The organism is Spirosoma arboris, from assembly GCF_009754945.1.
GTDB classification, from domain to species: Bacteria; Bacteroidota; Bacteroidia; order Cytophagales; family Spirosomataceae; genus Spirosoma; species Spirosoma arboris.
Map to the genome: position 1 here is coordinate 1 of NZ_WPIN01000014.1, position 25,108 is coordinate 25,108.

Genomic DNA, 25,108 nt, shown 5'->3' on the forward strand with positions numbered 1-25,108 from the left:
CGCCGAGTTCACGGTAAAATGCTTTCGTCAGTTCGTATCCACTGCCAACCATGGGTAATAAAGTTTAGCGATTCGGCAGCTATAAAGCTTGCAGAGCACGTTTTGGAGAAAGAGAATTAAGCCAGGTTTGTAAACTCGGCTCATCTGAAGCAATATGAGTTTGACAATCCAATTCAGACGGAATGCTGCGAGAAGATTTACCAGGTGAAAGCGCAACGATTCGCCCAGCATGACCACCTACAAGAATATGAATGATAAAGCCGTATGAGGTTGGTCTGCACAGCACTACTTCACCCTTTGAGGCCCGTACAATGGAAGTAATTTTATGGAGGATCATGCCGCTTTGTACCCCTCCTTGCGGCTTTTAGACTGCTTACGACGATCAAGCCGGGTTGCGATATGTTGGCGAGCTTGTTCTTCTAATTCCCCATTAGTCGCCTTGCGACCATTCTTTACCCATTCAGAAAGTTCGGAAAGAAAAAAGTACAGATTTCCGGTTCCATCAGGTTTATGATGAGGAATCTTTTTTTCGTAAACAAGGCCATAAACTGTTGCTTCTGTCTTGTTTAGAAAGGCAGCGACTTCTTTTACCCTAACAGGTCGCTCCTCAATAGGAGTCGATGGTTTCGCAAGCTGATCTAGGTATTCGCGAATCGATTGAACCAATTGGCGCGTTTCGCTTACCTCATTTTGGAGTTTTTGAAGATCAAGTATCATACATCGGCCGGTTTATAAAGCCGATGGCAAAGGGACGAAAAGAATAATGTCCACTTCAAGGGCAGTGGACAGGAAACGGACATATAATGGACCCAAAAACTACATTTTATTTGTCTTTATCTTTCCCTCGTAAATATTTAACCAGAATTGAAGGCTTAAAGGATACGATATTCATACCGTCATTTCGTACGAAGAAATTCGGTATCTGCTCACTAAGCAATTTTGCTCCTTGCTCTGGAACTGCTCCAGCCTCAAAAAAAGTTAGTCCAAAGGCTTTTACCTGACATGTTACTACTATATGATTTTTAGGCATGTCTCCTCTGTTAATCAAATTTTGAAGAGTCAAATGATCAGCGTCGTCAATAAATAAGCAAAGGTCATCATATAAAGCCTGTTTTGAATTTTGTAAGATAAATAGAGGTGGAGATGATGGAGAAGGGGCTGCAGAGGGTGTTGTGTAATCAACAAATTGATCTTGAGATTTAGATTCTTGCCACGATTTGTGCTCCTGTTGATCTTCCTGCTGCTTGGCGGATTGTTCAGAAGATTTGTGTAATGGGATGTAATTCCTACCACTATTAGTTATGCTAAAGTCATCCTCAGTGATTTCAACGTCATGCTTTAGGGATACAAGCCCAAAACGAGTTGCAGCCTTTCTAATATGACTGGCCAGGCCTATTAATGAACTTATATATCCATTGCTAATAAGTAGGAAGGATGAATCTTTTATGCTTTGGCTGATACTAAAGTCATTTTGCATAATTATTTCGGCGCTAAGTTCCTCAAATTGCTTCAGGAGGCTAATAACACCTTCATAATAAACATCTTCTACATATGTTTTTAGCCAAGCTGGATTAGATAAATTGACTCGAAGTACCTCGTCAAACTCATCCATAAAATCCTGGCCAGGATTTGACATATATAAAATATTTTGCTTTGCCTCATCGAATGGCTTATCGATAAGTTGAAGATAGAATTGATAATGTGCTTCCGAATAAGCCTTTTCAAATGATCTAAAATATTTACCTGTATAAATCATAAGGATTTAGAGTAATACTGCTTGTGACAGCTTTGTCAGACAATTTTAGGCGGAGTAGGGGAGATACTATAATTCTATCTTAAGCCGGTTAACCGCAGTTCGTTTCTGGCTGTCAACCACTTTAGCGTATACCTGAGTTGTCAATAGTTTCTTATGCCCTAAGAGCTTCGATACAGTATAAATATCCGTTCCCTGCTGAAGTTGTAGAGTCGCAAACGTATGACGAAAACAGTGGAATGTAACCGGACGGGTAATGCCAGTGTCATCTAGCCATTTGGCAAGTTTTTTATTGAGCATTTCCGAATAGTTGAGCCGAGGAAAGACGCGAGCTGTTGGCTGACCTTCATCCCCCAAAAACTGACGCGCCTGTTCAGTTATAGGCAACGTTTCGGGCATTTGCGTCTTTCTGGTCGTAAAACGGAGAGAATATCCTGTTTCGTCGTGTTTGACCTGTTGCCAGGTAAGGGCTGCGATATCGGAGAATCGTAAGCCTGTCAAAGCAGAAAAAAGGGCAGCCTGTTTTAAATCAGGCCGATCACAATCGGTACGGGAAAGAGTTGTTAATTCTTCAAGTCCCAGAAATTCTCGTTGGACTTCCTGTATAGGTATACGTTTGACCTTTGATAGAAAGTCAGTGGTTAAGGTACCATCGTCGACCGCGCGTCGAAGAGTAGTCTTAAAATGCTGGAAATAGTTGGCTTTGGAGTTTTGTGCTAAACTCACTTCATTCATCAGGCTGTCTCGGAAACGGTTACAGAACTCGGCGGTTAAGTGTTTAGTTAAAAGCTTACCTCCGGCGAACTTTTCAAATCGTTTTGCCATAGCTCGCCATGAGTTTCGGGCTCCTTTGCTCCGACCTTTGTAGGCGTCAACTTGAGCCGTCACGTAACTGACAAAGTCAACTTCTGTTTTGCGGCTTTTTACAAACCCAAACGCGCCGTTCTGAATAGCTACCTGTCGCTGGGCAACAATACGGGCGGCAAGCTCCTTGGTCTCCCAGTTGTGAAGTTTATCCGGCTCCGTGCGGGGCTTTTCAAATAAATAAAGTCCCAGAAACTCACGACGGGTTAGCTGACTGGTTTCAGGATTAGGAATAGGAGGATAGAAGTCAAGATATAGGCTTTTACGGCCACCACTGATCTTCTTTTCGCGCAGGGTTACTTTCATCGTTGTTCTTGGGATCTGTCTGTCTGACGGATACAAACCAAAGGTGCAAACGAGGTACAATAATGTACAGAAATGGGACGAAAAAAGATTTAGGTATTAATAATTGAAGTGAATGAAATTGGCCTTTTTGAGCTATTAGAGGCTATTTTCCTTAGGTGTTTATTTTGACCTATTTTGTATGTGTAACTTTCCGTCTAATAGCTGCATAGGAGAGAAGTTGTGCTCAGCCTGTCAGACAGACTGAGCACTTTTTTTGGCAAAGCTACATAAAGAAACAGGTTCGATGCCGTTAAACTTACATCAGTTTATCGTGTTGGCAGGATGTAGTCAACCTGCTGAGCTTCCCATACAGACGGGATTTCCAGTCGTTGCAGCATTCGCTGAAGTACATCATTGGGCACGACATGCTCGCGATCCCGGTTTTGCCGAACGAGCTGCTGGTAAGGAACTTCGAGATAGATAATCCGAACCCGTGCTTTGTAAGTTACAAATAACTCGACTAGTTGTTGCCGCAACTGACGCGTTAGGTTTGTGGCATTCCAAACGAACGAGGTTTGGCTACGTAACAGCGCTTTAGCTTCATCCTTGGCCAATTGGACAACCCGACTGGTACCCTGTTTGTCTGTCGGACTAATTTTCAGTCTCTGTCGATATGTATCCAAACTAACAACGGGCCAGTCGGCTAGATGACGGGAAACGAAGGTGTCTTTTCCCGAACCGGGCAAACCCGATAAAAGCACTACCTCGCAGGCTGCCTCGCCAAATGGCTCGTAATCTGGATGAGCGTCGTCGCGACTGAAATAGTGAAACCGGGCTGATGGGCTCGCAAATGAACGCGGTTGCCCCCAGCAATTAGCTTCTCGACAGAACTCCTCAAACAAATCAACCCGATACAACAAATCGGCCTGATCCGTGCATAGTCTGCCTTGTACGTCCGCCCTTGCCAACATCGTTAACCAGTGCGTATTTACCTCAAGGCTCACCTGCAACAGGGTTTTCAATGGATCAGGCTTCTCAAAAATCCAGAGCGGCAGGCCGTGATATCGTATCAATTTGCAAATCTGCTCCCGCTTGAAAAAAGGAGCGGGCGAAAGGATATGATGGGCTACATAGAGCATTTCACGAGCTGTTCGTTCACCGCGTCGGGCGTGCCCTTTCGAGGTAATGCTGCCATCTGGCTCGACCACCGTTGTTGAGCGTTTTTCTACATCGTGCAGCAATGCGGCTGTCCAGAGTATTTCCTGACTATCAGTTGATAGCGATTCATAGTCAGCTTGCTCCGCTAAGCAGTTCATTACCATCTGAGTGTGTGTTGCCACATCTCCTTCGGCATGGTGGCGTGGGTCTTGTACGACCCCCGCCATATCCCGAACCTCTGGAAAATGATGGATGAGCGCAGACCATTGTTTATCATTTGTGAATGTCCACATGACGTTTGGTAGTTAACGCAGACCGCTTGGCTGCTCGTGAATCAATCGGGCACGTTGCCAGTTTCGGGTCCAGTGTTCATCCGTTTTGACGTGTCCTTTCCGAACGTACTTGAAGACATTCTGAGGGTGATCGGCAACCGAAAATCCATTCGCATTCCGGGTCACAATGCCTTCGCGTGTGCAGGACTCGCCCGTTTGGGCATCATACGAACCAAATGTACTGGGGTGGGTGGCCCATTTCTGCACGTCAGTTTCTAAAGCCGCTAAGTCGAAAGGTTGCGACTGAATCGCTAGTACAGGTACCGTCGGAAAATCGAGCAGGTGCGCGTAAAACTGAACTTCTTCCCAGGAGAGCCACTGATCACCTTCGCGAATTGCAAAGACGTAGAAGTAGGCCTCTAATCGGGAATAGGCGATCGAGTGCACGGCATACAGATTTTCGCCAAATACCTCCAGATCACCGAGATCATAGTTTATAATCTCCCAGCGCTCACGCAGGTGGCGCGTCCAGGGTGTTTGAGTAGGGGTAGCATGCGAACGGGCAAACACGCCATAGCGGTTTAGGCAGTTATTCTCTCCATCTAGTTTCTCTGTATGAACGAGTGTTTCGATGCGGGAAATAGCTTCCTGGCTGTTGTAATTGATTCGGTCGTCGCTCGTTGTACCCGGCGAAAACGGGTAATGATACGTCCGGCCATATTTGCGGGAAATCATGTTAATCGCGTTTTGATGAGACAATAAAAACACAGGCACTTTACCGGGTGGTAAAGGCTATCCAAGGAGTGGAGCCTGTGCGCGATTACATGACATTCAGTAGCTTACGGATTGATGATTGATTAAGCGCTGCAAAGATAAGAGTATGCATTCAATAAATCACCCGTACGTTTCCTGCCATTCTTTCTTCAGTTTTTTGTACTCCGCATCTTCGCGCGCTTCCAAATATTTACCGTAAAATATCCGGGCTGATTCCGCTTTAATTGGATCTTCCTCTCGCGGAAGTTGTTTGCGGCCATGGGCACCAGATTTCCCTTTTTTGTCATCAGGAACGGGACCGTCGTATTTCTGACCAGTGGTGTGGTTTGCATAACGCCTTGCTCGAGTGTAGCCCATCATAAGAAACTTCCTGGCCATGTCCATACCAATAAAGTCGCCTTTCGCTTTATAATCCAGAAAGAGCTGGTAAATTTTTTCGGACGATTCTCGGGCTATTTCGGGAGTCTTGAACCGCCAGTAAGGAAGAATTTCGGACTTGTAGGGCTGTACTAACAGAACACCCATTTCCCCTTTTCCGACGCGATAAAGCTCGGGTTGTTCACGGAGATTCAGATTCTGGTAATCGAGATCGTAGTTAAAGGAACGGTCAGTTGAAGGCATTGGCTCAATATCATTTGTTACTGCTGTCTATAACAACGAATAGGACAAAAGAGCTATCCCCGCAACAAACGTGAATCGAACCGATAAGGTTGTTTAGCCGTGGCCCGCCGAATTTTCATACTTTCGCTTCAAAATCAGCAGCTATGATTTGGTACAACAAACCGGCAATCTGGTCGGAGGAGCGGGACTGGCTACATATGCGAGTCGAAGGTGATACAGATTTCTGGCGCGTAACTCATTATGATTTTGTCCGTGACAATGGACATTTCTATTTCCGGGAGCAGGCTGGGGATTTTGTCGCGAGTGTGAAGGTGACGGGGCACTATAAAAATCAATATGATCAGGCTGGACTGATGCTTCGACTAGATGAACACAACTGGATCAAGACGGGTATTGAGTATGTGGATGAACAGCAGCATGTTAGCGCGGTGGTTACGCGCGAGTTTTCTGACTGGTCGGTATGCCCACAACCACATAACCCGCCGTCTGTTTATTTACGACTAACACGGCAGCACGATTCGGTGCGTATTGATTATTCGCTCGATGATTTCACCTACCAAATGGTACGATTGGCGTATTTCCCGGTCGGTGTTCCTGTGCAGATTGGCCCAATGGCAGCGGCTCCGGATGGCGGTGGGTTCGACGTAACGTTCGAGCAATTCTCGGTGCTGAGCATATCGTGATTAAAAATTTTGCCTATTTTCTCAGTTGCTTCAATAAACGATAGTCTGCCCACTGGATTAATCCCACTCCAGCAATGGTCAGTAGCAAAGGGATGGTCAGCTTTGAAAAGGGTAGTGGTTGGCTGAACAGCGAAAAACCATCAGGGAGCAAGCCAAACCATTCTGGACTCGGGTTCATATTGAAAGCAGGCCCGAGTATGCCCACGGCGGCTTAGGTGTAAGTATTCCATGGCCAGTACACGGCACTCAATCACCGCAAAGTTTTTGCGACCAGCTTCGCTTTCCTCGTCCGACGGTAACTTATCAATCAGATGTTCTGGAAAACCAGGGTAGGGGTGCGGCTGTACAGTACCCGGTTTTTGTTCGGAAAGATAAGCCTTTCGTCCACCTACCCACAGCCTGCTCCAGTGATCATCGGCTATATAATCGTCGGTGTGAAGTCGGGTTTCTATTGTCAGGCGGAGTTGCACCTGGCGATTGGCATCCCAGAAAAGGAGCGATGCTTGTGGAGATGCTTCAAGTTGTAGCACCTTTTCAGAACGTGCATCCGAATAAAACCAGACGTACTTATGATCTATGTCAACCAGACGTAGAATCACGATTCGGGCATCGGCACCTCTGGACGTACAGCTAGCCATAATCATGGTTTTGAAGCCCGATCCTACCGATTCATCCTCTTTTTGTTCGGCAGCTGCCAGGAGTTGCTCCCAACTGGTGCGTTCGAGATCGGGGAGCATGGCAACGGCTTCTGAATTCTCCCGACTTTCCTGGTGATTGGATGCTGGTGTATGAATGCTCATAATGTGCGCTGATCAAGGGTTATTAACGGGCTGCCTGCTCCTTTTGTTTGCAATCGACGAATGAACGTGGCATAACCCAAGAGCCACTTTATTTGTTTAGTAAGTATCATATCGGAGGTTATCGGTAAATTCATCTGCCTATGTGTTATCATAAATCACTTGTTGTTTCTGCTCCTGAACTGGAGACTCGCTACGAGGCACAACTGCCTGCATCGGCCCATTTTCAGCCGGTATACCATGCCAATGCCTACCAGTTTCCGGCCTGGCCGATACTGACGCACCAGGAACCCGGACGGTTTCAGATGATGCATTGGGGGTTAATTCCGCGTTGGACCAAAACAGACGATGACGCTGCTGAAATACGTACCTGGACGATCAACGCCCGATCAGAAACGATTTACGATAAGCCCTCTTTTCGCTCGGCTGCACAGGCGGGAAAACGCTGCCTGATTCCGGTAACTGGCTTTTATGAATGGCATACGAAGGGAAGCAAAAAGTTTCCGTTCTACATCACGGCGACGGATCAGAAAATCGCGTCTATTGCGGGGCTTTGGGATGAATGGACCGACCCGGAAACCGGTGAACTGAAGTCGACCTACACGCTCCTGACGACTGATGCGAATCCGCTGTTGGCCGCTATTCACAATTCGAAGAAGCGGATGCCTTGCCTGCTTACACCAGAAGCCGAACATGCCTGGCTCCATAATGATCTGAGCGAAAAGGATGCACTGGCTTTACTGGAGAAACAGTACCCAACCAGTCGAATGCATAGCTACAGCATTAGCAAACGCATAACGTCACGGTCTGAGCCAAGCGATGTTCCTGAAGTAATGGCTCCGTCTACCTATACGGAATTAAGCGATCAGCCTCAGTTGTTCGCCTGATTAGGCAAGCCTGATAGCTCCTCTCCCAAAACGGGAGAGGGGAGAAATGTAGGACTTTATAGTCTTATAACATTGCCGCACCAAATACGCCGGCGCTGTCGCCTAGCTTTGGTTTGAGGATGCGATTATTTAGTTCGCGACTGTTGAACACGTATTTTCGAGCGCGTTCGACTCCTTCTGTATAGAGTAAATCAACGTTGCCGAGACCACCGCCCAGCACAATCACATCAGGATCAAGGATGTTGATAATAACCGAGATGCCCCGGCCAAAATATTCCAAAAGTCGGTTTACAGTCTGGCTGGCAACCAGGTCGTTTCCTTGCTGATACCGCTCCATAATTTCCTGCATTGTCCGTTCTTCTTTACTAACCTGCTGATAATAGCGCTGGAGGGCTGGCCCCGAAAGAACCTGCTCTACGCATCCCCGTTTGCCGCAGTAGCAGGGGTATCCATTCTCTTCCAGCGTATTATGCCCCCATTCTCCTCCGAGTCCCTGTAAGCCATTCAACACAAAAGGGCGACCATAGGGTTTGGAATGCCTGCTACGCACCACAATACCTCCACCTACACCCGTACCCATAATTACGCCAAACACTGTCTGGTAGTCGGGTACCACCTCCGGTACGATTCCCATAGTCGCTTCGGCAAGAGCCAGACAGTTGGCATCATTCGCTATCTCAACGGGTAAACCTAACAGGCGCCCTAAGTCCTGTTTCATGGGTTTGCCATTAAGAACAGTGGTGTTACAGTTCTTCATCGCTTGACGGGCTGGATCGAACGTACCGGGCGTCGCAAAACCGATTCGTTCGGGTTTGATGCCCGTTTCATCTTTTAGCATATCGATGAGCTTAACAATCTGATGCAGAATGTGATCGTAGCCATTATGGGCTTCGGTGTCAATTCGCTTGCGAACAAGGACGGCGTCGGGTGAGGGAGCTGATAGGACAACGCCTTCAATCTTGGTGCCTCCCAGGTCAATACCCCAATAAGACTTCATAAACGAATGAGTGACCGGATCGCCGGTCCGATTAGAAAATTCGATTTACGATTTAATTCGTTTCTCCACGTAGCTTTACGGTTAAAATCTTATTAAGCGTCCGTTATAATTTTTTACTTACTATGCTTACCATCGGTCAGAAAGCACCTGATTTTACATTGTTCAATACAGCCCGAAAAGAAGTGTCTATACATGATTTTCAGGGAAAGAACCTGATTATCCTATTTTTCCCAATGGCTTTTACCAGCACCTGTACCGCCGAACTTTGCGAAATGCGCGACAACATCGGTGTTTACTCAGGGTTGAATGCCGAAGTAGTTGGCATCTCGGTTGACTCTCCGTTTACGCTGGCTAAATTTAAAGAAGATCAAAACCTGCCTTTCGATCTATTATCAGATTTCAACAAAGAAGTATCGCAAGCCTATGATACGTATTACGAAACCTTTGCGATGAATCTGAAAGGCGTGAGTAAACGGTCTGCTTTCGTTGTTGATAAAAATGGGCTTATTCAATACGTCGAAGTGCTCGAAAACGCTGGCAACGTCCCTAATTTTCAGGCTATACAGGAAACATTGACTTCACTTAACTAATGATGAATTATGAATGATAAATGAAGAATGTAATTCTCAGGCATTCTTCATTTATCATTCATAATTCATCATTCTACCACATGGCCTGGTATCATAACTTTTTTCATGGATTGCCGCAGGACGCCTGGAAAGCTGCCCAAACTGAGGAGCAAACGCAGCTTGATCTCGAACTGCTCGTCGAATCGCTTGACTTTGGCCCCGACGACAGAATTCTGGATGTATTCTGCGGATATGGGCGCCATGCCCTACCACTTGCCCGAATGGGGGCTCGTATGACAGGAGTCGATATTGCCGTCGACTATATCACCGAACTTGAATCGGTTGCTACTCAGGAGAAATTGCCGCTTGTTGCCATCGCAGACGATTTTCTGGCCATGCCAGAAGTTCAGATTGGTGTTATGGCTTCATTCGATGCGGCCTATTGTCTGGGTAATAGTTTTAGTTTCTTCCCTCGCCCCGACATGCTGACTTTTCTAACGCGCATTGCTACCCTGTTAAAGCCAGGAGGGCGATTTTTAGCGCATTCGGAGATGGTGGCTGAGTCGGTTCTTCCCGATTACCAGGCACGTAACTGGCAACCTGTTGAAGATACTTCTGGAGAGTCGATCCTGTTTTTGGTTGAAAACGAATACGCTCCCCTTCACAGTCGTATCGACTCACATCTGACGTACGTAAAAGCAGGGGAAATACAGTCACGTACTGCTCAGCATTATATATATACCCTTGCCGAACTCAGTCAATTGTTTGCCGAAGCGGGTTTGACTATACTCGATTGTTATGGGACTGTAGAAGGAGATCCTTATGCACTGGGTGACGAAGCTGTATGGTTACTTGCGCAACGACTTTAAGAGTCTGGTCAATAAAAAATAACCAATTAGGAAGAAATGTTAACTTTTATTCTATAGAATAAGAAGATATAATAACCGGAAAAGAGATAATTGGAGTTTTTTGAGGAAATTCACATCAACTGTAGACAATGCAATCATTAATCCGTAGTTTTCAGTCAATATAACACCGTTAACTGAAAGCAGTAATAACCTACTTACTCCTATGGAAACTATTGAACGCAAGCCGCGCAGCCGTGAGCAAACTCGCTCTGGCATCGTAAAAACGGCTAAGTCCATTGCTCGCCGGGAGGGCTGGCAGGCGGTATCGATTCGTAAAATAGCTGACGCAATTGAATACAGTGCCCCAATAGTCTATGAATATTTTGACAGCAAAGATGTGTTGTTAGATGAAATCCGGAATGAAGGATTTCGCCACTTATATCAGCAGTATGACCGTATCCTGAGTCTCTACCGAGACCCGGAAAAACGCCTATATGAAATTTCGCTGGTGCAATGGGAATTTGCCCGTGAGAACCCTGAAATCTATCAGGTGATGTACAATCTGGACGGTGCTTATTGCACAATTCCGGTTTATCAGTCAGAATCCATGCAGGCTGTAAATCGCGTTGTGTGCAAAACAATCTTCTCCTTTATTCCCAAAGCAGAAGAAAGTATCAAGCGCCTGTATTTTCAATGGTGGTCTATATCTCACGGAATGATTGCATTGGCGATGCTACTCAAAGACGAGCAACCGCTCGATCAATCCGAACAAGTCTACCGCGAAACGATGCGTCGCTTCGTACGTGATTTGCGCTAACGCAACGGCGGAGCGGATCGCCCGTGTTACATCATGCATATTGCCGTTATAGGCGCAACAGGAATGCTCGGGCAACCTGTTGCGCAAGAACTCATTAAGGCTGGATTTGCAGTTCGCATTATTGCACGTGACGTACCCAAAACACTCTCTTTGTTCCCAGATACAGAGGTTGTTTCTGGGGATTTGCGTAGCGTTGCGGGACTAAAGGATTCGCTTCGAGGTATAGATGTAGTCTATTTGAATTTATCTATCAAACAGAACGAGAAGCGAACCGATTTTCACGCAGAAGCTGGAGGATTGATCAATCTGATTGAGGCCGCAAAATTCGCTGGTGTCCGCCGAATAAGTTACCTATCGTCCATCATCATGCGTTATCAGGGCATGAATGGTTTCAACTGGTGGGTATTTGACGTAAAGCAAGAAGCCGTTCGGCTTATTAAAGCTTCCGGAGTTCCCTACAGCATTTTTTATCCGTCCTGTTTTATGGATTCTATAAACGGCACGCAACGTGTCGGGCGTTTTATCCTGTTGGTTGGGCGATCTGCTGTAAAACCGTGGTATGTAGCTGCCAATGATTATGGTAAACAGATGGTAAGGGCTTTCCTGATTGCGCAGGATGGTCAAAATCAGGAGTATGTAATTCAAGGTCCAGAGGCTGTTACGCAGCACGAGGTCGCCGAACGATTTGTGGCTTCCTACCGACACGGAAAGTTACAGATCTTGACAACCCCGCCTTTCCTAATGCAACTTGGTCGCCCATTTTCCGCACAGGCCGACTACGGTTGGCACATCACAGAAGCCCTGAACAACTATCCGGAAACCTTCGAAGCCGCACAAACCTGGGTCGATTTGGGCAAACCTAAAACAACAATAGAGCTATTTGCTAAAAATAGTCAGGCATAATCAGTGATTGCTATTGCTGACTATGCCTGACTCATTTTTACGATGCACCACCTGCACGGCGTTTTTCTTCTTCGGCACCACCAGACCGCCGACGTGATTGGGGCACGGTGTCGCTGCCAAAGCGGTAGGTAAGTGAGGCTGTCGCTATTCGTGTATCCTGCCGTTGATAGAAACGCTCAACATAATTGGCATAGGTAGAGGTAGCATGTAACGGACTGGTATAGAAGATATCGGTCATATTTAACCGCAATGTCCCTTTCTTTCCCCACATAATTTTCTGGAGTCCCATATTGAGTTGGCCCAGCGGCTGGATATCTAAGAAACCATAAAGCTGTCTCGATTGATAGTTCCCCGCCAAATCCGCTGTCCAGCCACGACCCAGCGTGAAGGTATTGGTATTATTGATCGTGAAAGCAGGTAAACCCTGGTTGAGTGATGTACCCGCCAGATCGCCGATAAACCGGTTGTAAAATGCGACAACATTGTTATCCATCGTCCACCAGTTTGTTGGTTGAACTGGAATGGTCAGTGTCAGGCCGTAATAGTCAGAGCGGGTCAGATTCTGAAACGTTGATACGGCCTGCCGATTTCCCTCTGGTGCCGGTTGAATAACACTGACGATGGGTTGATCGGTACGGCTATAGCTAATTGACGTCATAAACTTCTGTTTGAATGTATGCGTCAGTTCGATGTTGTAACTCAACTGCGGATAGAGCGATGGATTGCCTGTGAAATAGGTTGTAGCGTCGATATACGCCCGGAAAGGGTTCAGCTGATTGTACGTTGGCCGGTCAATCCGACGACTAAGCGATAAACTTAGATCCTGCGTTTTTGATACGGTTTGTTTGACAAATACACTGGGAAAAAGTTGAAAATAGTGCCGTTCGAAACCGTTGTTGCCAATTAGTTGCAGGCCGCGTGCATTCGTTTGTTCGCCCCGTAATCCCAACTGAACAGACGTCTTTTTGAAAGTCTTATTGACGTTCAAATAAGCGGCATTGATGTTTTCATCGTAGCGGAACTGATTACTTTTGCCCGTATCCACTACACTCTTGCCTTCGCTGATATTCGTGAATAATACATCGTTATCCGCATTGACCCAACTCGCTTTTACCCCGCCTTCCAGTCGGGTTTTGTTTGGGAACGTATGCACATAATCGGCTTTGAACGAACTGATATTCAGACCTCCATTTAGCTTTCCATCCAATACAGTTGGCGACTGAATGGGCACGGTAAACGTAGTTGCCAAATTCTGGAGTCGGTGAATTCCGTAGTGAGCAAAGTCGACGTCGGCGGTTAGTTCACTACGCCCCGTTGAGTCGAAGCTGTGTTTCAGATTTAGGTTAGCCGCTGTATTCGGCGTTTCTAAGGTTCGATGATTGGCCGATTGATAGCTGGATTGTAAGTTGCCCAACTCATCGAACGTTTGCGTAACGTTAGGTATGCTGGCTTCGGCATGATTTACTAATCCATTGACTACAGCACCAAGTGTTGTTCGTTTCGACAATGTATAGTCCAGCCCAGCCCGATACGTGTGGGAGACCCAATGCGTTTTTCCCACATTATCCTGAACACTACTACCAATGAACTGATTTGCCTGATAGAAATCCCGATGCAGCATCAGTTGACTAAATTGGTTTCGGTCGTTATAGTTGTAATTCCCGAAGATGTTTACTTTTTTGTGCCGGTGATTCAGCGAAAGGCCGCTCGTAAACTTGCCATATTTTCCGTAGCCGTAACTCGTAGTTACACTGCCATTTGTGCCTTGCCGACCATCTTTTTTGAGTTTGATCGCGATGATACCCGCACTGCCAGCAGCATCGTACTTGGCAGGTGGATTGGTTATAAGTTCAATTTTCTCGATCGAATTGGCAGGCAGAGCACGTAGCATCTCACCTAATTCGGCTCCTGTCATCGGCACTCGCTTGCCATCAATAAGTACCAGAACACCCTGTTTCCCTCGTAGTGCCAGATTGTCATTTTGATCGACAGTTACACCCGGTGATCGGCTAAGTATCTCCAGCGATGTTGCTCCAGCACTAAGTGTGGTTCCTTCCACATTGACTACAATGCGGTCGGTTTCTCGTTCAAACAGAGGTTTACGTGCTTGTACCGTAACTTCTTTCAATTGCGTTTTACTACTGGACTTTAACAGAATTGGCGCTAATGTCTGGTTGGTTGATGCCACGACAAAAGGAGCCGTTTGGACACGTTCGAACCCTACCTGCGAGGCCGAAACAAAATAACTTCCTGCTGCTAGTCGGTCGAATCGAAATGTTCCGGTTGCATCGCTAAACTCGGTTTTGACAACGACCGAATCGGAGGCTCTATGTAAAGCCACCGTGGCAAATTCCACCGTTGTACCTGCCGGGTCGCGCACTGTACCTGATAAAACAGGGTCCGATTTGGCGTATAAGCCTGACCAGCCAGCCAATAAGAGAAGGAAAAGAGAAAACGCGCGTAGAGAGAAGTGCATAGTATATACTGTTTAGGTCAATCTGATAAACCAGATAAAAGAGCCTAAACCATATTCTCAGCGCGGCATTTCTCCATAAACGGGCAAAAATCGGTATTAGTGGAAAGCAAGATTCAACTGATAACGACTGCTTCTACCACCGCCAATAGGGATAAAGATCTGTTTATCAACTAAATCCTGTAGATCTCTAGTGGCTGTTGCTTTCGATGTCTTACTAATGCCAATGTATTTACGGGCATTCATACCCCTTTCGAAACCGACTGTACCGTTCTCAAACATCCGGGCAATAACTTTTTGCTGGCGTTCATTAAGGCTGGTTTTGTGGATGTCGAAAAAATGAGTTTTCTGCAATACAAACCCAAGGGTAGCTAAGAAGTCATCTTGTGAAGTCAATATCACATCAGAAAAATAGGTAAGCCAGCTAGTTATTTCGTTTGATCGCTGGCTTTTTTGCAACGCATCATAATATGCCTTCTTAGTTGCTTCTATGGTTCTGGATAAACTTAGCAACACAGGTTGGCCTAGACTTTGTGAAAGAGATTTTTCGGCGATAATGCGCCCTATCCGCCCGTTTCCATCTTCAAATGGGTGTATAGATTCAAAATAGAGATGGGCTATCGAGGCTCTGATCAACGGGTTTGTAATTGTGCCGGCTTGATTAGGAGAAGTAGTGTTAAACCAATCAATAAATCGGTTCATTTCGGCTGGTACATTCATAGAGGGAGGAGCTTCAAAATGAATTTTTTCTTTTCCCATCGCTCCAGATATTACCTGCATAGGTTCAGTGTGTGTGCGCCAGCGCCCGATTTCTATGCCGTAGCTACCTTTCATCAATAAGGTATGCCAATGGAACAGCATGGTTTCTGAAAGAGGTTGGTCGAACGTGGTGCGCACTAGCACCAGCAATTCGGCCATTCCTTCTGAGCGTTTATCGTTTATGCGAACCGTATCGCTAGTAAGCCCTAAATTTCGTTTGATCGATGAAATGACGTCTTGCCGACTGATAAATTCACCTTCTATGGCCGAAGTCTTGATGGCTTCATTGACCATAACATCAACCAAAACCTCCCGACGAGTTTCAATGGGTAAGCTATCAAATTGGCCTGTACTCTTTCCTGCTTTTTGGGCAAACTGGAGGGCATTTTGCTCCATACAGAGCAGATCGAAACGGAAGGTGGGCCAGTCAGTCTGTTGCCAGTTATAGCGTGCCATGAGCCGAATAATAATAGCTATTCGGCTCAAATATAATAGTTTTATGAGCCGAATAACAACGGATTTAATGCATAGGCAGGCTCTTCACCTTTCCACCAGCAACGTCGTCGACACTATGCTGAATAATGAAAGCGTTTGGGTCAATCTCTAAAACAATGGAGCGTAATCTACTGATTTCCAGTCGGGTAACTACGGTATACAAAACACTATCGATTTCCTTGTGACTACCGTGCTTGCCGTAACCTCCCTGACCTTTTAGAATCGTTATGCCCCAACCCTTTGCTATAATCTGCTCCCGTATTGGCTCTGGCTGTTTGGAGATGATAAGAATTGCCGTATATTCCTCAATACCGTGAATAACAAAATCGACTGTTTTAGAAGCAGCGAAGTACGTGATCATCGAATAAAGCGCTGGACTGATGCCCAGGAAGAAGGCCGCAGCCCCGAAAATGAGTACGTTGAGTACTAAAATAACATCGCTCACTTTCAGAATCGGACTACTTCGACTAATGAGCAGAGCGGCAATCTCGGTGCCGTCCAGTACAGCACCACCCCGCATGGCAAGCCCAATACCCGCCCCAATAAAGAAGCCCCCAAAAACGGCTGTTAGCAAAAGATCGGGCGTTACATCTGGGTAGGGGATAAGAGCCAGACTAAGGGAAAGACCAGCAATGGCCAATGTACTTTTAACCGCAAATTGCCGACCAAACTGCCGGTAACCTAACCCAATAAACGGCAGGTTAATAACTAATAACCAGATCGGTAGCGGAATGCTAAATAAGGTAGCTAGCAGCATAGAAATGCCCGTAACACCTCCGTCGATGAAATGACTCGACGTTAAAAATCCTTTGATACCCATGCCCGCACTGAGTACCCCGGCAATAATGAAAGCTGTATCTTTAATCGTTCTGAAAGCAGAGGTTTGTCTAACCATATTGACAGTTGAGTAGGGTGGAATAAGTGAAGTAGGTGGAGTGAGTGGTAGTGAGTGAAGTACATACTACACTTAATACCACTCACTCCACCTACTTCACGTAATTAACAATGTCCTAATATAACCCTTCTATCGACAAATACCGTTCGCCGGTATCATAACAAAAGGTCAAAATTCGACTGCCGGGGGCAATGTCGGGGAGTTTCTTGGCAACAGCGGCCAACGATGCGCCAGAAGAAACGCCAACGAATACACCTTCTTCCTTGGCCGATCGGCGAGCCATTTCGTAAGCCTCATCTTTACTTACCTGAATAGCGCCATCCAGCAGATCAGTGTGCAGGTTTTGAGGAATAAAGCCTGCGCCAATGCCCTGAATGGGGTGCGGGCCTGGTGCTCCTCCGCTAATAACTGGCGATAGTTCTGGCTCTACGGCATATACTTTCAGATTTGGAAATTTCTGTTTAAGTACCTGCCCTACACCTGTGATATGGCCACCCGTACCCACACCCGTAATCAGTACATCGAAACCTTCAGGAAAATCGGCCAGGATTTCTTCGGCTGTTGTACGAACGTGGATATCGATGTTGGCGGGGTTCTCAAACTGCTGTGGCATCCAGGCGCCAGGAGTTTGGGCAACCAGTTCGTGAGCCCGTTCGATAGCCCCTTTCATGCCTTTCTCGCGAGGTGTTAGGTCGAATTCGGCTCCATAAGCAGCCATGATTTTCCGACGCTCAATGCTCATGGATTCGGGCATGACCAGGATTATTTTATAGCCTTTTACCGCAGCTACCATAGCTAGACCAATGCCTGTATTGCCGGATGTTGGCTCAATAATAGTGCTATCGGAGGTAAGCAGTCCTTTTGCTTCGGCATCGTCAATCATAGCCAGAGCAATACGGTCTTTGATGCTGGCGCCGGGGTTGGCCCGCTCTAATTTGGTCCAGACTTCGTAGCCTGGAAATAGACGGTTAATACGCACATGGGGCGTTTGGCCGATCGTGTCGAGAATAGTAGTAGCTTTCATTTGGGGTTGGTTTAGTTAGTGTAGTAGGTGAAGTGGTGGAGTAAGTGAATAGGTGGAGTGAGTTAAGTAGGGTAAACAACGTTACTTAGTTAACTCACTCCACCTATTCCAATGACTTCACCACTTCACTACATTAAATGACAAAATTGATTGGCTCGACAGATTCCATCGATTTTAACCGAACTTCGGTCTGGTGCTGGTGGAATACGAGCGAATGGGCTTCAACACTGCTGGTTAACCAGACGTTACCACCGATTACTGAGTCGTGTCCCACAACCGTATGACCACCAAGAATGGTGGCATTGGCATAAATGACTACGTTATTTTCGATGGTTGGGTGGCGTTTTTTCTGCGCCATCGATTTGGCAACGTGCGTAGCTCCAAGCGTTACGCCCTGATAAATCTTCACATTGTTGCCGATGATCGTTGTTTCGCCGATGACGACGCCCGTGCCATGATCAATAAAAAACGATTTGCCAATTTGAGCACCTGGATGGATATCGATACCTGTCTGCCCATGTGCATATTCGGTCAACATTCGGGGTAAGAGCGGTACGTTGAGCTTCAATAACTCGTGCGCGATTCGATAGACAGAGATCGCATAAAAACCAGGATAAACCGCAACAACTTCTTCAATACCAACCGAAGCCGGGTCATTATCGACAATGGCGTGGGCATCCAACAGCAGATTGTCGTAAATGACCGGCAATTGATCGAAAAACCGTCCAGTAATTACGGCCGGGCTTTCCGATAGGTTTTTTTCTAATGGGCACAGCAGATTGGTCAGTTGATCGTGCAGACTCTGATACGTCTCTTCTACGTGCTGCGAAATCGACTTGCAATCTTGTGTAACCGGAAAAAGCAACCGCATTAATTGGTCAATAAAGCGTCCGGCGTCCGGTCTTGATGGGAGTTTGTAGCGGTAGTGTGAACGTTGAGCTTGAAGGTGGTCAAGGAGGGTATTAGTCGCAGTGGTCATAGTATTGTGTTGGTTAATAGATCAAATGGCACTACTGAATTTTGATTGTTAAGTTCGAGTATAGTAGAATCTGCGCCCCGTTCTGTAGAAACACTACCTTAGGACTCTATTCGCTTAACGAACAAAAGCTAAGTCTATGGCAAAGAGATTCTATGATTTTGGAACAAAATGCGGGCCGCAAAGTTCGCCGGACATATTTGGAGTCTGATTTGTACCGTAAATTTTAGAAACTAATGACAGGAATCATCATGTTTAGTAAAACCATCATCACGTTTGTCATTTCCCTAATCGCGACGTCGGGGGTTTCCTGGCTCGTGGCACTGGCCTGTAAGCCGGAAAAACAGACTGATGTCGTTGTAGCTGATTCGGCTGGCAGCACCTGGGGCACGGCGCTTGCGAAAGTCGTGAACGCCTATCCAAAACTGACATTTAGCTCCCCGGTTGAGTATACCTACGCCAATGACGGCACCAACCGGGTGTTTGTCGTGGAGCAGGATGGGCGGATTCGGGTATTTGAAAATGATGCCAACACCACTTCGGCAGCTACCTATTTAGATATTCGCTCGAAAGTATCGTCGGGTGGTGAGATGGGATTGCTGGGGCTGGCCTTTCACCCAAATTTCAAACAGAATGGTTTCTTCTACGTCAATTATACAAAAAGTAATCCCCGCGAAACGATTGTGAGTCGTTTCAAGGCATCATCTGCCAATGTGTCGGAAGTAGACCCTGCTTCTGAAGTGATTCTGTTTCGCTTCGATCAGCCTTATGCCAATCACAACGGAGGAAAAGTCCTGTTTGGACCAGACGGATATTTATACGTATCTACCGGCGATGGGGGCAGTGGGGGAGACCCGCAGAACAACGGACAGAATCGGGCCAACTGGTTAGGGAAAATCTTACGTGTCGATGTAAACAGTACCGACAAGGGACAGTATGGCATTCCGAATGACAATCCATTTAAAGGCAACACCAATGGTTATCGGGAAGAGATTTTTGCCTACGGCCTTCGAAACCCCTGGCGAATTAGCTTCGACGAGAAAGGCCAGCTTTGGGCGGGTGATGTGGGGCAGAATGCCATCGAAGAAGTGGATATCGTTACGAAAGGTGGAAACTACGGCTGGCGGATTAAAGAAGGAAATGCTGACTACAATGCGAAAGATAATACGGTGAATTCATCGGAGTTAATTGCCCCGATCTGGCAGTATTCCCATGACAATGGCAATGTATCCATCACGGGTGGATTCGTCTATCGTGGCTCAACTAATTCAACTTTAAAGGGTAAGTATATTTATGCCGATTACGCGAGCGGTCGTGTCTGGGCATTAACACCTAACGGTACTAAATCGGGTACGAATCAGGAACTTGTTTCGGGAGCCGGGGCTATTTCGGCCTTCGGCGAAGATCAGAAAAATGAACTCTATCTCTGCGAATATGGAGGAGGCAAGATTCTAAAACTGGTGCAGAATTAATTAGCCTATTTTTCTTTCGACAGGATTTACAGGATAAAACAGGATTTTTTTTCAATTCTATAATCCTGTTTTATCTGTAAATCCTGTCGAAAGAAAAAGTATAGCTTCAAGCCTCGCTCGACTAAAGCGGGGCTTTTTTATAAAAGGCTAACATTGTGTTATTGTTAACCTTATCGTACGCTCCTAAGAATTGGCGTTGGGGTATTGGTCTTTATAGTCTACGGATTCTGTAGAAAAATAGAAACACATGTGCCGGACACGAATTCGTAACTATAAGACTATCAGCAGTTGGCTCGAAATTGGTACAAAAGCAAGCAAAACCAATTTAGTTAAACTCAAAACCACAGTAATCATGGCAACATTTGGAGAAAGCATCGCTAACTTTTTCGGAGGCACAGATACGGAAACAGAGGAAGGTCTCCGGGGTCTATTCATTTCGGAACTCAAGGATATTTACTACGCTGAAAAGCAAGCTGTAGATGCCCTTGGCGAACAGGCCGATGCATCGACCACCGATGAAGTACGGAGCGCTTTCCTGCAACATCAGGAAGAAACCCGAAACCACTTAGCTCGACTGGAGCAGGTATTTAACAGCATCAGTGTTGATGTTGAAGAAGGGTCCAGCGACGCCATTGATGGGTTGGTTGGTGATGCTCAGCGGATTGTCTCGAATACTAACACAGGTTCATTGACGCGTGATGCTGGTTTAATCATCGCGAGTCAAAAAATTGAACACCATGAAATTGCTTCCTATGGATCGGTCGTGACCTTTGCGCAGGTACTTGGCTACAACGAGGCCGCACGGCTGCTGGAACAAACACTGAACGAAGAGAAAAATGCAGATAAGAAATTAACTACCCTGGCCGAGTCATTTATTAACAGCCGGGCGTCGTCAGAAGATGATGGTTCTTCGCCCCGGAATGATGATGACGCTGATGACTTCAATAAGTGGGGTGTCGTTAATCCAGATGGCGTTCGGTACGACGACCCAACTACAAACAGTAATTCGTCAAAGTCGACTTATAGCGGCAATTCTAGTATACCGCTGGCGGGTACATCAGGCATCTAGAACTGGCCTGATATAAAGAGAGACCAGGCTGAAATAGCCCCAGAAAAAGATAAAAATTCATCTTTTTCTGGGGCTATAATTTTGTTTGGCAAAAATGAACTTGATCGGTTATACTTGCTTCAGTTATCCTTTAATTTCGATCTATTTTTACTTGTATGGACAATCTATCCCGCGATCTACTTAATGCCGATGAATTATTAGCGAAGCCAATTACACCTACAAGCCAATCGAAGCGCCTGGCCAATTTGCTACTTGATATGCTGTTTTTTTACAGTATTGTCTTTACAGTTGGTGTGATCGTTCTGCTGATTTATCCAGAAGTAGGGTATTCTGTTGAATCAGTAAACCCACTAGTTGATCGTGTGGTTGGGGCCTTACTATATGTGGCCTACTATATGGTATTCGAAACCTGGCTGGGGAAAACGCCTGGAAAGATAATTACAAAAACAAAAGTTGTCGATAAGCAAGGCCAAAAGCCAGACTTTACCACCCTACTAGGGCGTAATTTAGCCCGGATTATTCCATTCGATGCGTTCACATTTTTACGGGAAAATCCCATCGGAATGCATGACCGAATGGCGCGTACAATGGTCATTGATGATCGACCAACTCTGACGCTCGACCAGTCGCTCCGAAACATACCTGACTAACTGATGACAACTGCTGTTTTTGACTCTCCACTTGGCTCAGTACGTATCTCTGGCGATAATAAGGGTGTTTCCGTTATTTCCTGCACCGACATTTCAGTGCGGGAAATTGGTTCTGAAACCGGTCTTGCCGGGTCACTAGATGAGCCAGTTCGGGAGGCTGTTCGGCAATTACAGGACTATTTTGCCGGAACCCGCCAAACGTTTGATTTTCCATTGAATCCAGCAGGAACTGCTTTTCAACAAACGGTTTGGCGGGCGTTGCTCGACGTGCCGTTTGGCACCACATTATCTTATTTAGCGCTAAGCCGACGCATTGGGGACGAAAAAGCTATTCGGGCTGTAGCGGCTGCCAATGGCCGAAATCCACTTTGGATTGTTGTGCCCTGCCACCGCATCATCGGTTCCGACGGATCGCTGACAGGCTATGCCGGTGGACTGTGGCGCAAACAATGGCTGCTGGAGCATGAGGGTGCTTTTGCCCGATCGAGTCAATTGTCGTTGTTCTAAATTGTCAAGATAACTCCTGACCATTCTTAACAAATCAGAACAACTCACTCAAATACACCACCACGCCCAGTGAGATGCGGAAGGCAGTTACATCGGCTTTTTCATCGAAAAAATTAATACCATTCACATAAACGGGTGATTTTGCGCCCGCTTGCAAGCTTCCATTCAAGGTGATCGCAACGGGTAACGATACAAAATAATTTAGACCTGCTCCAACATGCAGGGTTCCTCCTTTAAAGATAAGATTATCGCGCCCGCCATTTACGTTGAGCACCTGATCGGCTTTGCCTGTTTGATAAGCGTACCCCAGCTCGGCATACGGACGGAGTGCATGGGTCGTCGCCGAAAAGTTAAAACGCACCCCACCCGTAGCGTGGGTAAAATGGAAGGACTTTGCAGCGATTTTAGTGGCACTGAGTGAGTTGAAATCATATTGTGCAAAGACTTCGAAGCGTTGGTTGAAACCATACCCAACCCGGCCACCAATGCCTGGTCCGCTACCCGCGTTCTCATCTAAAAACTGAAAGTGATCGGAGGACCAACCCATATAATGGCCTTGTATACCCAGGCTAAGGCCTTCTGTAGTAGATCGTTGGCGAATGGTTTGCCCCCACAGGGTATTCGAGACCAGGAGACTTATACCAACGAATAGGAACATAAATCGGACAGATTTCATAACAATCAGGCTATTAGGTATTAAGTGAAAGAATGTAGTGAGATGATTTTTAGAGGTTGATAACATCATCGCCCGTGCGGACTTCAAATGTTTGCCCTGAACGAAACAGTACGGGCTGACCTTTAGCTTCTTCGCTGAACGTGGCCGACCGAAGCGAAACTCGTTTGCCGTTTACCGCTTCGACGGTTGTGATTCGGAATTCAAGCAGATTCCTTTTTCGAAACACGTCGCCATCAGCCCGCTTGATCCGGCTAACTTCGCCATAGGCTGTTGCCCCGCTCTGAATGACTACTTCGCCGTCGCTCGTTACGGGCTCAACTACCCGAAAACGAACAGCTTGCCCTTCCTGAGAGGCATCGGACGAAAGCCCATCGATTAGAGCCAGATTGACGCGCAGTCGGCGAATGGAAATGGATTTTCGGGCCGTTGTTTTGGGTGCAGAAACTACAGGCTCTGGTTCTGAATGAGTGATTGGTGTGCCAGAATTGGCGGGCGTTTCGGGCCGTACCAGTGGATCGGACTTAGGTTGTTCGGGAGACCCAACACCCGATTTTTTGACCAGTACAGGCCCGTTTCCATATGGCCGCGGAACGATGGATTTAGGTTGTTTCCCGATCACCTTCTTTTCGGCGGGTTCGGGCTGCTGCCTGGGTTCGGGAACGGCTATTGTGCTAGGCGTGCTACTGGTTTCATTGGCTAACGAAACAACAGTGGTTTGCGAATCTACAGGCTGTTTTGCCGGATCGTTTTTCGTGGCCAAACCTGTACCAGTCACGTGTCTTTTTCTCGTTTCGGGCTTAGTATCGTCGGTCCTGTCGAAAAAGATTAGCCCGATAAATAGTAGAGCAACTACGGTAAGTCCGCCTGCCAATACGGTTTGCCAGTTGTCGGATAACCATTTTTGAGCTGGTTGTGTGCGTACTGAACTGCGATCCGGCGAAATCTCGGTGGTTTCGAGCAATACGGTTTTGCGAACGGGTTGGATATTCAAGACGTCGGCGGTAGTCACGGGCCGTCGGGGAATAAGTGACGTTGGTTCGAGCGTTGGAATCTGCGAAAAGAACGGTTGAAGGGCTTTTTGAAACTCTTTGGCGTCGGCAAATCGCTTGGCCGGATTTTTCTCCAGGGCTTTATGAACAATCGTTTCCAGTTCTTTCGGCACATTCGCGTTTAGTTTCCGGAGGGCAATTGGCTTTTCCCGAATAATGGCCTGCATCAGGGTGTAATCGGTCTGGCTGGCAAAGGGAAGTTTTCCCGACAATAACTCATACAACAGAATGCCCATGGCGTAAAGGTCTGAAGCAGGGGAGGGAGCTTCGCCCTGAACGAGTTCGGGAGCCATGTATTCGAGCGTTCCCACAATGCGATTCACCTGAGTCAGACGCTGGTTGCCGATAACACGAGCAATCCCAAAGTCCATCAGTTTAATGCTTCCTTCTGGGGTAAGCATCAGGTTCGCTGGTTTGATATCGCGGTGTAAAATCCCTTTCTTATGGGCATGGGCTAATCCTTCTAACCCTTGCCGGGTAATTTCAGCGGCCACCGCAGCCGGTAAAGCACCCGTTTTTCGGATCAGGGTTTCCAGACTGTCACCTTCGACGTATTCCATCGCCATGAAATAGTCGGAACCATCCTGAAGAAAATTATACACCACCGCAATATTCGGATGGTTGAGCCGGGCCAGAATCAAGGCTTCGTTGCGAAATCGCTCCATAAACGAAGTTTGACTAACCAGGTGCGTGTGAAGCATCTTGACTGCCACTGGCCGTTCGAGATGCGTATCGATAGCCTGATAGACGGTCCCCATTCCACCTTCGCCCAGCAGCGATTCAACGCGGTAATGATGGATCAGTCGGCCTTTCATGGTTGGTTGCATGGTGGTAG

Annotated in this window: 25 protein-coding genes; 10 read left to right on the forward strand and 15 right to left on the reverse strand. The window is 46.7% G+C overall.

Going from position 1 to position 25,108, the window contains the following annotated elements; all coding sequences use genetic code 11:
* Nucleotides 1-333: 333 nt before the first annotated feature.
* The 6 genes from GO755_RS28605 to GO755_RS28630 form a co-directional block, all read right to left on the reverse strand.
* On the reverse strand, nt 334-717 hold the full coding sequence (locus GO755_RS28605) for a helix-turn-helix transcriptional regulator (RefSeq protein WP_157588746.1): 384 nt from the start codon (nt 715-717) through the stop codon (nt 334-336).
* Between the two features lie 106 nt (nt 718-823).
* Nucleotides 824-1,756 carry a hypothetical protein gene (locus tag GO755_RS28610; RefSeq protein WP_157588747.1) on the reverse strand — a complete coding sequence of 311 codons (933 nt, stop codon included), beginning with the start codon at nt 1,754-1,756 and terminating at the stop codon, nt 824-826.
* Nucleotides 1,757-1,822: 66 nt separating this feature from the next.
* Nucleotides 1,823-2,923: a site-specific integrase gene (locus GO755_RS28615; protein WP_157588749.1), complete on the reverse strand. Its 1,101-nt coding sequence runs from the start codon at nt 2,921-2,923 to the stop codon at nt 1,823-1,825.
* A gap of 305 nt (nt 2,924-3,228) precedes the next feature.
* A complete protein-coding gene (locus GO755_RS28620) occupies nt 3,229-4,353 on the reverse strand; it encodes an AAA family ATPase (protein ID WP_157588750.1) in 1,125 nt (374 codons plus the stop codon).
* 12 nt (nt 4,354-4,365) lie between these two features.
* Nucleotides 4,366-5,067 carry an RNA ligase family protein gene (locus GO755_RS28625; protein WP_157588752.1) on the reverse strand — a complete coding sequence of 234 codons (702 nt, stop codon included), beginning with the start codon at nt 5,065-5,067 and terminating at the stop codon, nt 4,366-4,368.
* 159 nt (nt 5,068-5,226) lie between these two features.
* On the reverse strand, nt 5,227-5,727 hold the full coding sequence (locus tag GO755_RS28630; protein WP_157588754.1) for a DUF4385 domain-containing protein: 501 nt from the start codon (nt 5,725-5,727) through the stop codon (nt 5,227-5,229).
* A gap of 143 nt (nt 5,728-5,870) precedes the next feature.
* Between GO755_RS28630 and GO755_RS28635 the strand changes: the two genes are divergently transcribed.
* A complete protein-coding gene (locus GO755_RS28635; RefSeq protein ID WP_157588755.1) occupies nt 5,871-6,410 on the forward strand; it encodes a DUF1349 domain-containing protein in 540 nt (179 codons plus the stop codon).
* A gap of 140 nt (nt 6,411-6,550) precedes the next feature.
* On the opposite strand, the gene GO755_RS28640 is transcribed toward GO755_RS28635, so the two are convergent.
* Nucleotides 6,551-7,210, reverse strand: a complete 660-nt coding sequence (locus GO755_RS28640; protein WP_157588757.1) for a pyridoxamine 5'-phosphate oxidase family protein — start codon at nt 7,208-7,210, stop codon at nt 6,551-6,553.
* A 140-nt stretch (nt 7,211-7,350) separates the two neighbouring features.
* Here GO755_RS28640 and GO755_RS28645 point away from each other — a divergent pair, with 140 nt between their 5' ends.
* Nucleotides 7,351-8,094, forward strand: coding sequence for an SOS response-associated peptidase (locus GO755_RS28645; protein WP_157588759.1), 744 nt, complete (start codon nt 7,351-7,353; stop codon nt 8,092-8,094).
* Between the two features lie 64 nt (nt 8,095-8,158).
* Here the strand turns inward: GO755_RS28645 and GO755_RS28650 are convergent, their stop codons facing one another.
* Nucleotides 8,159-9,091, reverse strand: a complete 933-nt coding sequence (locus tag GO755_RS28650) for an ROK family protein (RefSeq protein ID WP_157588760.1) — start codon at nt 9,089-9,091, stop codon at nt 8,159-8,161.
* A 122-nt stretch (nt 9,092-9,213) separates the two neighbouring features.
* Here GO755_RS28650 and GO755_RS28655 point away from each other — a divergent pair, with 122 nt between their 5' ends.
* From GO755_RS28655 to GO755_RS28670, 4 genes are all read left to right on the forward strand, one after another.
* Nucleotides 9,214-9,681, forward strand: coding sequence for a redoxin domain-containing protein (locus tag GO755_RS28655; protein WP_157588762.1), 468 nt, complete (start codon nt 9,214-9,216; stop codon nt 9,679-9,681).
* A gap of 80 nt (nt 9,682-9,761) precedes the next feature.
* Nucleotides 9,762-10,529 carry a class I SAM-dependent methyltransferase gene (locus GO755_RS28660; RefSeq protein ID WP_157588764.1) on the forward strand — a complete coding sequence of 256 codons (768 nt, stop codon included), beginning with the start codon at nt 9,762-9,764 and terminating at the stop codon, nt 10,527-10,529.
* 202 nt (nt 10,530-10,731) lie between these two features.
* Nucleotides 10,732-11,325: a TetR/AcrR family transcriptional regulator gene (locus tag GO755_RS28665; protein WP_157588766.1), complete on the forward strand. Its 594-nt coding sequence runs from the start codon at nt 10,732-10,734 to the stop codon at nt 11,323-11,325.
* 33 nt (nt 11,326-11,358) lie between these two features.
* Nucleotides 11,359-12,228, forward strand: a complete 870-nt coding sequence (locus GO755_RS28670) for an SDR family oxidoreductase (protein ID WP_157588768.1) — start codon at nt 11,359-11,361, stop codon at nt 12,226-12,228.
* Nucleotides 12,229-12,265: 37 nt separating this feature from the next.
* On the opposite strand, the gene GO755_RS28675 is transcribed toward GO755_RS28670, so the two are convergent.
* The 5 genes from GO755_RS28675 to GO755_RS28695 all read right to left on the reverse strand — a co-directional run bounded on the left by GO755_RS28675 (nt 12,266) and on the right by GO755_RS28695 (nt 18,853).
* Nucleotides 12,266-14,704 (reverse strand): TonB-dependent receptor, encoded by a 2,439-nt coding sequence (locus tag GO755_RS28675; protein WP_157588769.1) that lies wholly within the window; start codon nt 14,702-14,704, stop codon nt 12,266-12,268.
* Nucleotides 14,705-14,800: 96 nt separating this feature from the next.
* Nucleotides 14,801-15,916 (reverse strand): Fic family protein, encoded by a 1,116-nt coding sequence (locus GO755_RS28680; protein ID WP_157588771.1) that lies wholly within the window; start codon nt 15,914-15,916, stop codon nt 14,801-14,803.
* A 64-nt stretch (nt 15,917-15,980) separates the two neighbouring features.
* Nucleotides 15,981-16,850: a YitT family protein gene (locus GO755_RS28685; protein ID WP_157588773.1), complete on the reverse strand. Its 870-nt coding sequence runs from the start codon at nt 16,848-16,850 to the stop codon at nt 15,981-15,983.
* Between the two features lie 115 nt (nt 16,851-16,965).
* A complete protein-coding gene (cysK, locus tag GO755_RS28690) occupies nt 16,966-17,874 on the reverse strand; it encodes a cysteine synthase A (RefSeq protein ID WP_157588784.1) in 909 nt (302 codons plus the stop codon).
* A 133-nt stretch (nt 17,875-18,007) separates the two neighbouring features.
* Entirely contained in the window at nt 18,008-18,853 is an 846-nt protein-coding gene (locus tag GO755_RS28695) for a serine O-acetyltransferase (protein WP_157588786.1), read from the reverse strand.
* Between the two features lie 233 nt (nt 18,854-19,086).
* Here GO755_RS28695 and GO755_RS28700 point away from each other — a divergent pair, with 233 nt between their 5' ends.
* The 4 genes from GO755_RS28700 to GO755_RS28715 all read left to right on the forward strand — a co-directional run bounded on the left by GO755_RS28700 (nt 19,087) and on the right by GO755_RS28715 (nt 22,548).
* A complete protein-coding gene (locus GO755_RS28700) occupies nt 19,087-20,322 on the forward strand; it encodes a PQQ-dependent sugar dehydrogenase (RefSeq protein ID WP_157588787.1) in 1,236 nt (411 codons plus the stop codon).
* A 352-nt stretch (nt 20,323-20,674) separates the two neighbouring features.
* Nucleotides 20,675-21,391, forward strand: a complete 717-nt coding sequence (locus GO755_RS28705; protein WP_157588789.1) for a YciE/YciF ferroxidase family protein — start codon at nt 20,675-20,677, stop codon at nt 21,389-21,391.
* A 155-nt stretch (nt 21,392-21,546) separates the two neighbouring features.
* Complete coding sequence (locus tag GO755_RS28710; RefSeq protein WP_157588791.1) at nt 21,547-22,041, forward strand: RDD family protein; 495 nt, start codon at nt 21,547-21,549, stop codon at nt 22,039-22,041.
* Nucleotides 22,042-22,044: 3 nt separating this feature from the next.
* On the forward strand, nt 22,045-22,548 hold the full coding sequence (locus tag GO755_RS28715) for a methylated-DNA--[protein]-cysteine S-methyltransferase (RefSeq protein WP_157588793.1): 504 nt from the start codon (nt 22,045-22,047) through the stop codon (nt 22,546-22,548).
* Between the two features lie 34 nt (nt 22,549-22,582).
* Here GO755_RS28715 and GO755_RS28720 read toward each other — a convergent pair whose 3' ends face one another.
* Both GO755_RS28720 and GO755_RS28725 read right to left on the reverse strand, forming a co-directional pair.
* Nucleotides 22,583-23,224, reverse strand: coding sequence for an outer membrane beta-barrel protein (locus GO755_RS28720; RefSeq protein ID WP_198174971.1), 642 nt, complete (start codon nt 23,222-23,224; stop codon nt 22,583-22,585).
* Between the two features lie 49 nt (nt 23,225-23,273).
* Nucleotides 23,274-25,100, reverse strand: a complete 1,827-nt coding sequence (locus tag GO755_RS28725; protein ID WP_198174972.1) for a serine/threonine protein kinase — start codon at nt 25,098-25,100, stop codon at nt 23,274-23,276.
* Between the last annotated feature and the right edge of the window lie 8 nt (nt 25,101-25,108).

What these genes read in the sequence shown, in the direction of transcription:
- GO755_RS28605 (WP_157588746.1), bottom strand. Translation starts at nt 717, where the DNA reads ATGATACTTGATCTTCAAAAACTCCAAAATGAGGTAAGCGAAACGCGC.
- GO755_RS28610 (WP_157588747.1), bottom strand. Translation starts at nt 1,756, where the DNA reads ATGATTTATACAGGTAAATATTTTAGATCATTTGAAAAGGCTTATTCG.
- GO755_RS28615 (WP_157588749.1), bottom strand. Translation starts at nt 2,923, where the DNA reads ATGAAAGTAACCCTGCGCGAAAAGAAGATCAGTGGTGGCCGTAAAAGC.
- GO755_RS28620 (WP_157588750.1), bottom strand. Translation starts at nt 4,353, where the DNA reads ATGTGGACATTCACAAATGATAAACAATGGTCTGCGCTCATCCATCAT.
- GO755_RS28625 (WP_157588752.1), bottom strand. Translation starts at nt 5,067, where the DNA reads ATGATTTCCCGCAAATATGGCCGGACGTATCATTACCCGTTTTCGCCG.
- GO755_RS28630 (WP_157588754.1), bottom strand. Translation starts at nt 5,727, where the DNA reads ATGCCTTCAACTGACCGTTCCTTTAACTACGATCTCGATTACCAGAAT.
- GO755_RS28635 (WP_157588755.1), top strand. Translation starts at nt 5,871, where the DNA reads ATGATTTGGTACAACAAACCGGCAATCTGGTCGGAGGAGCGGGACTGG.
- GO755_RS28640 (WP_157588757.1), bottom strand. Translation starts at nt 7,210, where the DNA reads ATGAGCATTCATACACCAGCATCCAATCACCAGGAAAGTCGGGAGAAT.
- GO755_RS28645 (WP_157588759.1), top strand. Translation starts at nt 7,351, where the DNA reads ATGTGTTATCATAAATCACTTGTTGTTTCTGCTCCTGAACTGGAGACT.
- GO755_RS28650 (WP_157588760.1), bottom strand. Translation starts at nt 9,091, where the DNA reads ATGAAGTCTTATTGGGGTATTGACCTGGGAGGCACCAAGATTGAAGGC.
- GO755_RS28655 (WP_157588762.1), top strand. Translation starts at nt 9,214, where the DNA reads ATGCTTACCATCGGTCAGAAAGCACCTGATTTTACATTGTTCAATACA.
- GO755_RS28660 (WP_157588764.1), top strand. Translation starts at nt 9,762, where the DNA reads ATGGCCTGGTATCATAACTTTTTTCATGGATTGCCGCAGGACGCCTGG.
- GO755_RS28665 (WP_157588766.1), top strand. Translation starts at nt 10,732, where the DNA reads ATGGAAACTATTGAACGCAAGCCGCGCAGCCGTGAGCAAACTCGCTCT.
- GO755_RS28670 (WP_157588768.1), top strand. Translation starts at nt 11,359, where the DNA reads ATGCATATTGCCGTTATAGGCGCAACAGGAATGCTCGGGCAACCTGTT.
- GO755_RS28675 (WP_157588769.1), bottom strand. Translation starts at nt 14,704, where the DNA reads ATGCACTTCTCTCTACGCGCGTTTTCTCTTTTCCTTCTCTTATTGGCT.
- GO755_RS28680 (WP_157588771.1), bottom strand. Translation starts at nt 15,916, where the DNA reads ATGGCACGCTATAACTGGCAACAGACTGACTGGCCCACCTTCCGTTTC.
- GO755_RS28685 (WP_157588773.1), bottom strand. Translation starts at nt 16,850, where the DNA reads ATGGTTAGACAAACCTCTGCTTTCAGAACGATTAAAGATACAGCTTTC.
- cysK (WP_157588784.1), bottom strand. Translation starts at nt 17,874, where the DNA reads ATGAAAGCTACTACTATTCTCGACACGATCGGCCAAACGCCCCATGTG.
- GO755_RS28695 (WP_157588786.1), bottom strand. Translation starts at nt 18,853, where the DNA reads ATGACCACTGCGACTAATACCCTCCTTGACCACCTTCAAGCTCAACGT.
- GO755_RS28700 (WP_157588787.1), top strand. Translation starts at nt 19,087, where the DNA reads ATGACAGGAATCATCATGTTTAGTAAAACCATCATCACGTTTGTCATT.
- GO755_RS28705 (WP_157588789.1), top strand. Translation starts at nt 20,675, where the DNA reads ATGGCAACATTTGGAGAAAGCATCGCTAACTTTTTCGGAGGCACAGAT.
- GO755_RS28710 (WP_157588791.1), top strand. Translation starts at nt 21,547, where the DNA reads ATGGACAATCTATCCCGCGATCTACTTAATGCCGATGAATTATTAGCG.
- GO755_RS28715 (WP_157588793.1), top strand. Translation starts at nt 22,045, where the DNA reads ATGACAACTGCTGTTTTTGACTCTCCACTTGGCTCAGTACGTATCTCT.
- GO755_RS28720 (WP_198174971.1), bottom strand. Translation starts at nt 23,224, where the DNA reads ATGAAATCTGTCCGATTTATGTTCCTATTCGTTGGTATAAGTCTCCTG.
- GO755_RS28725 (WP_198174972.1), bottom strand. Translation starts at nt 25,100, where the DNA reads ATGCAACCAACCATGAAAGGCCGACTGATCCATCATTACCGCGTTGAA.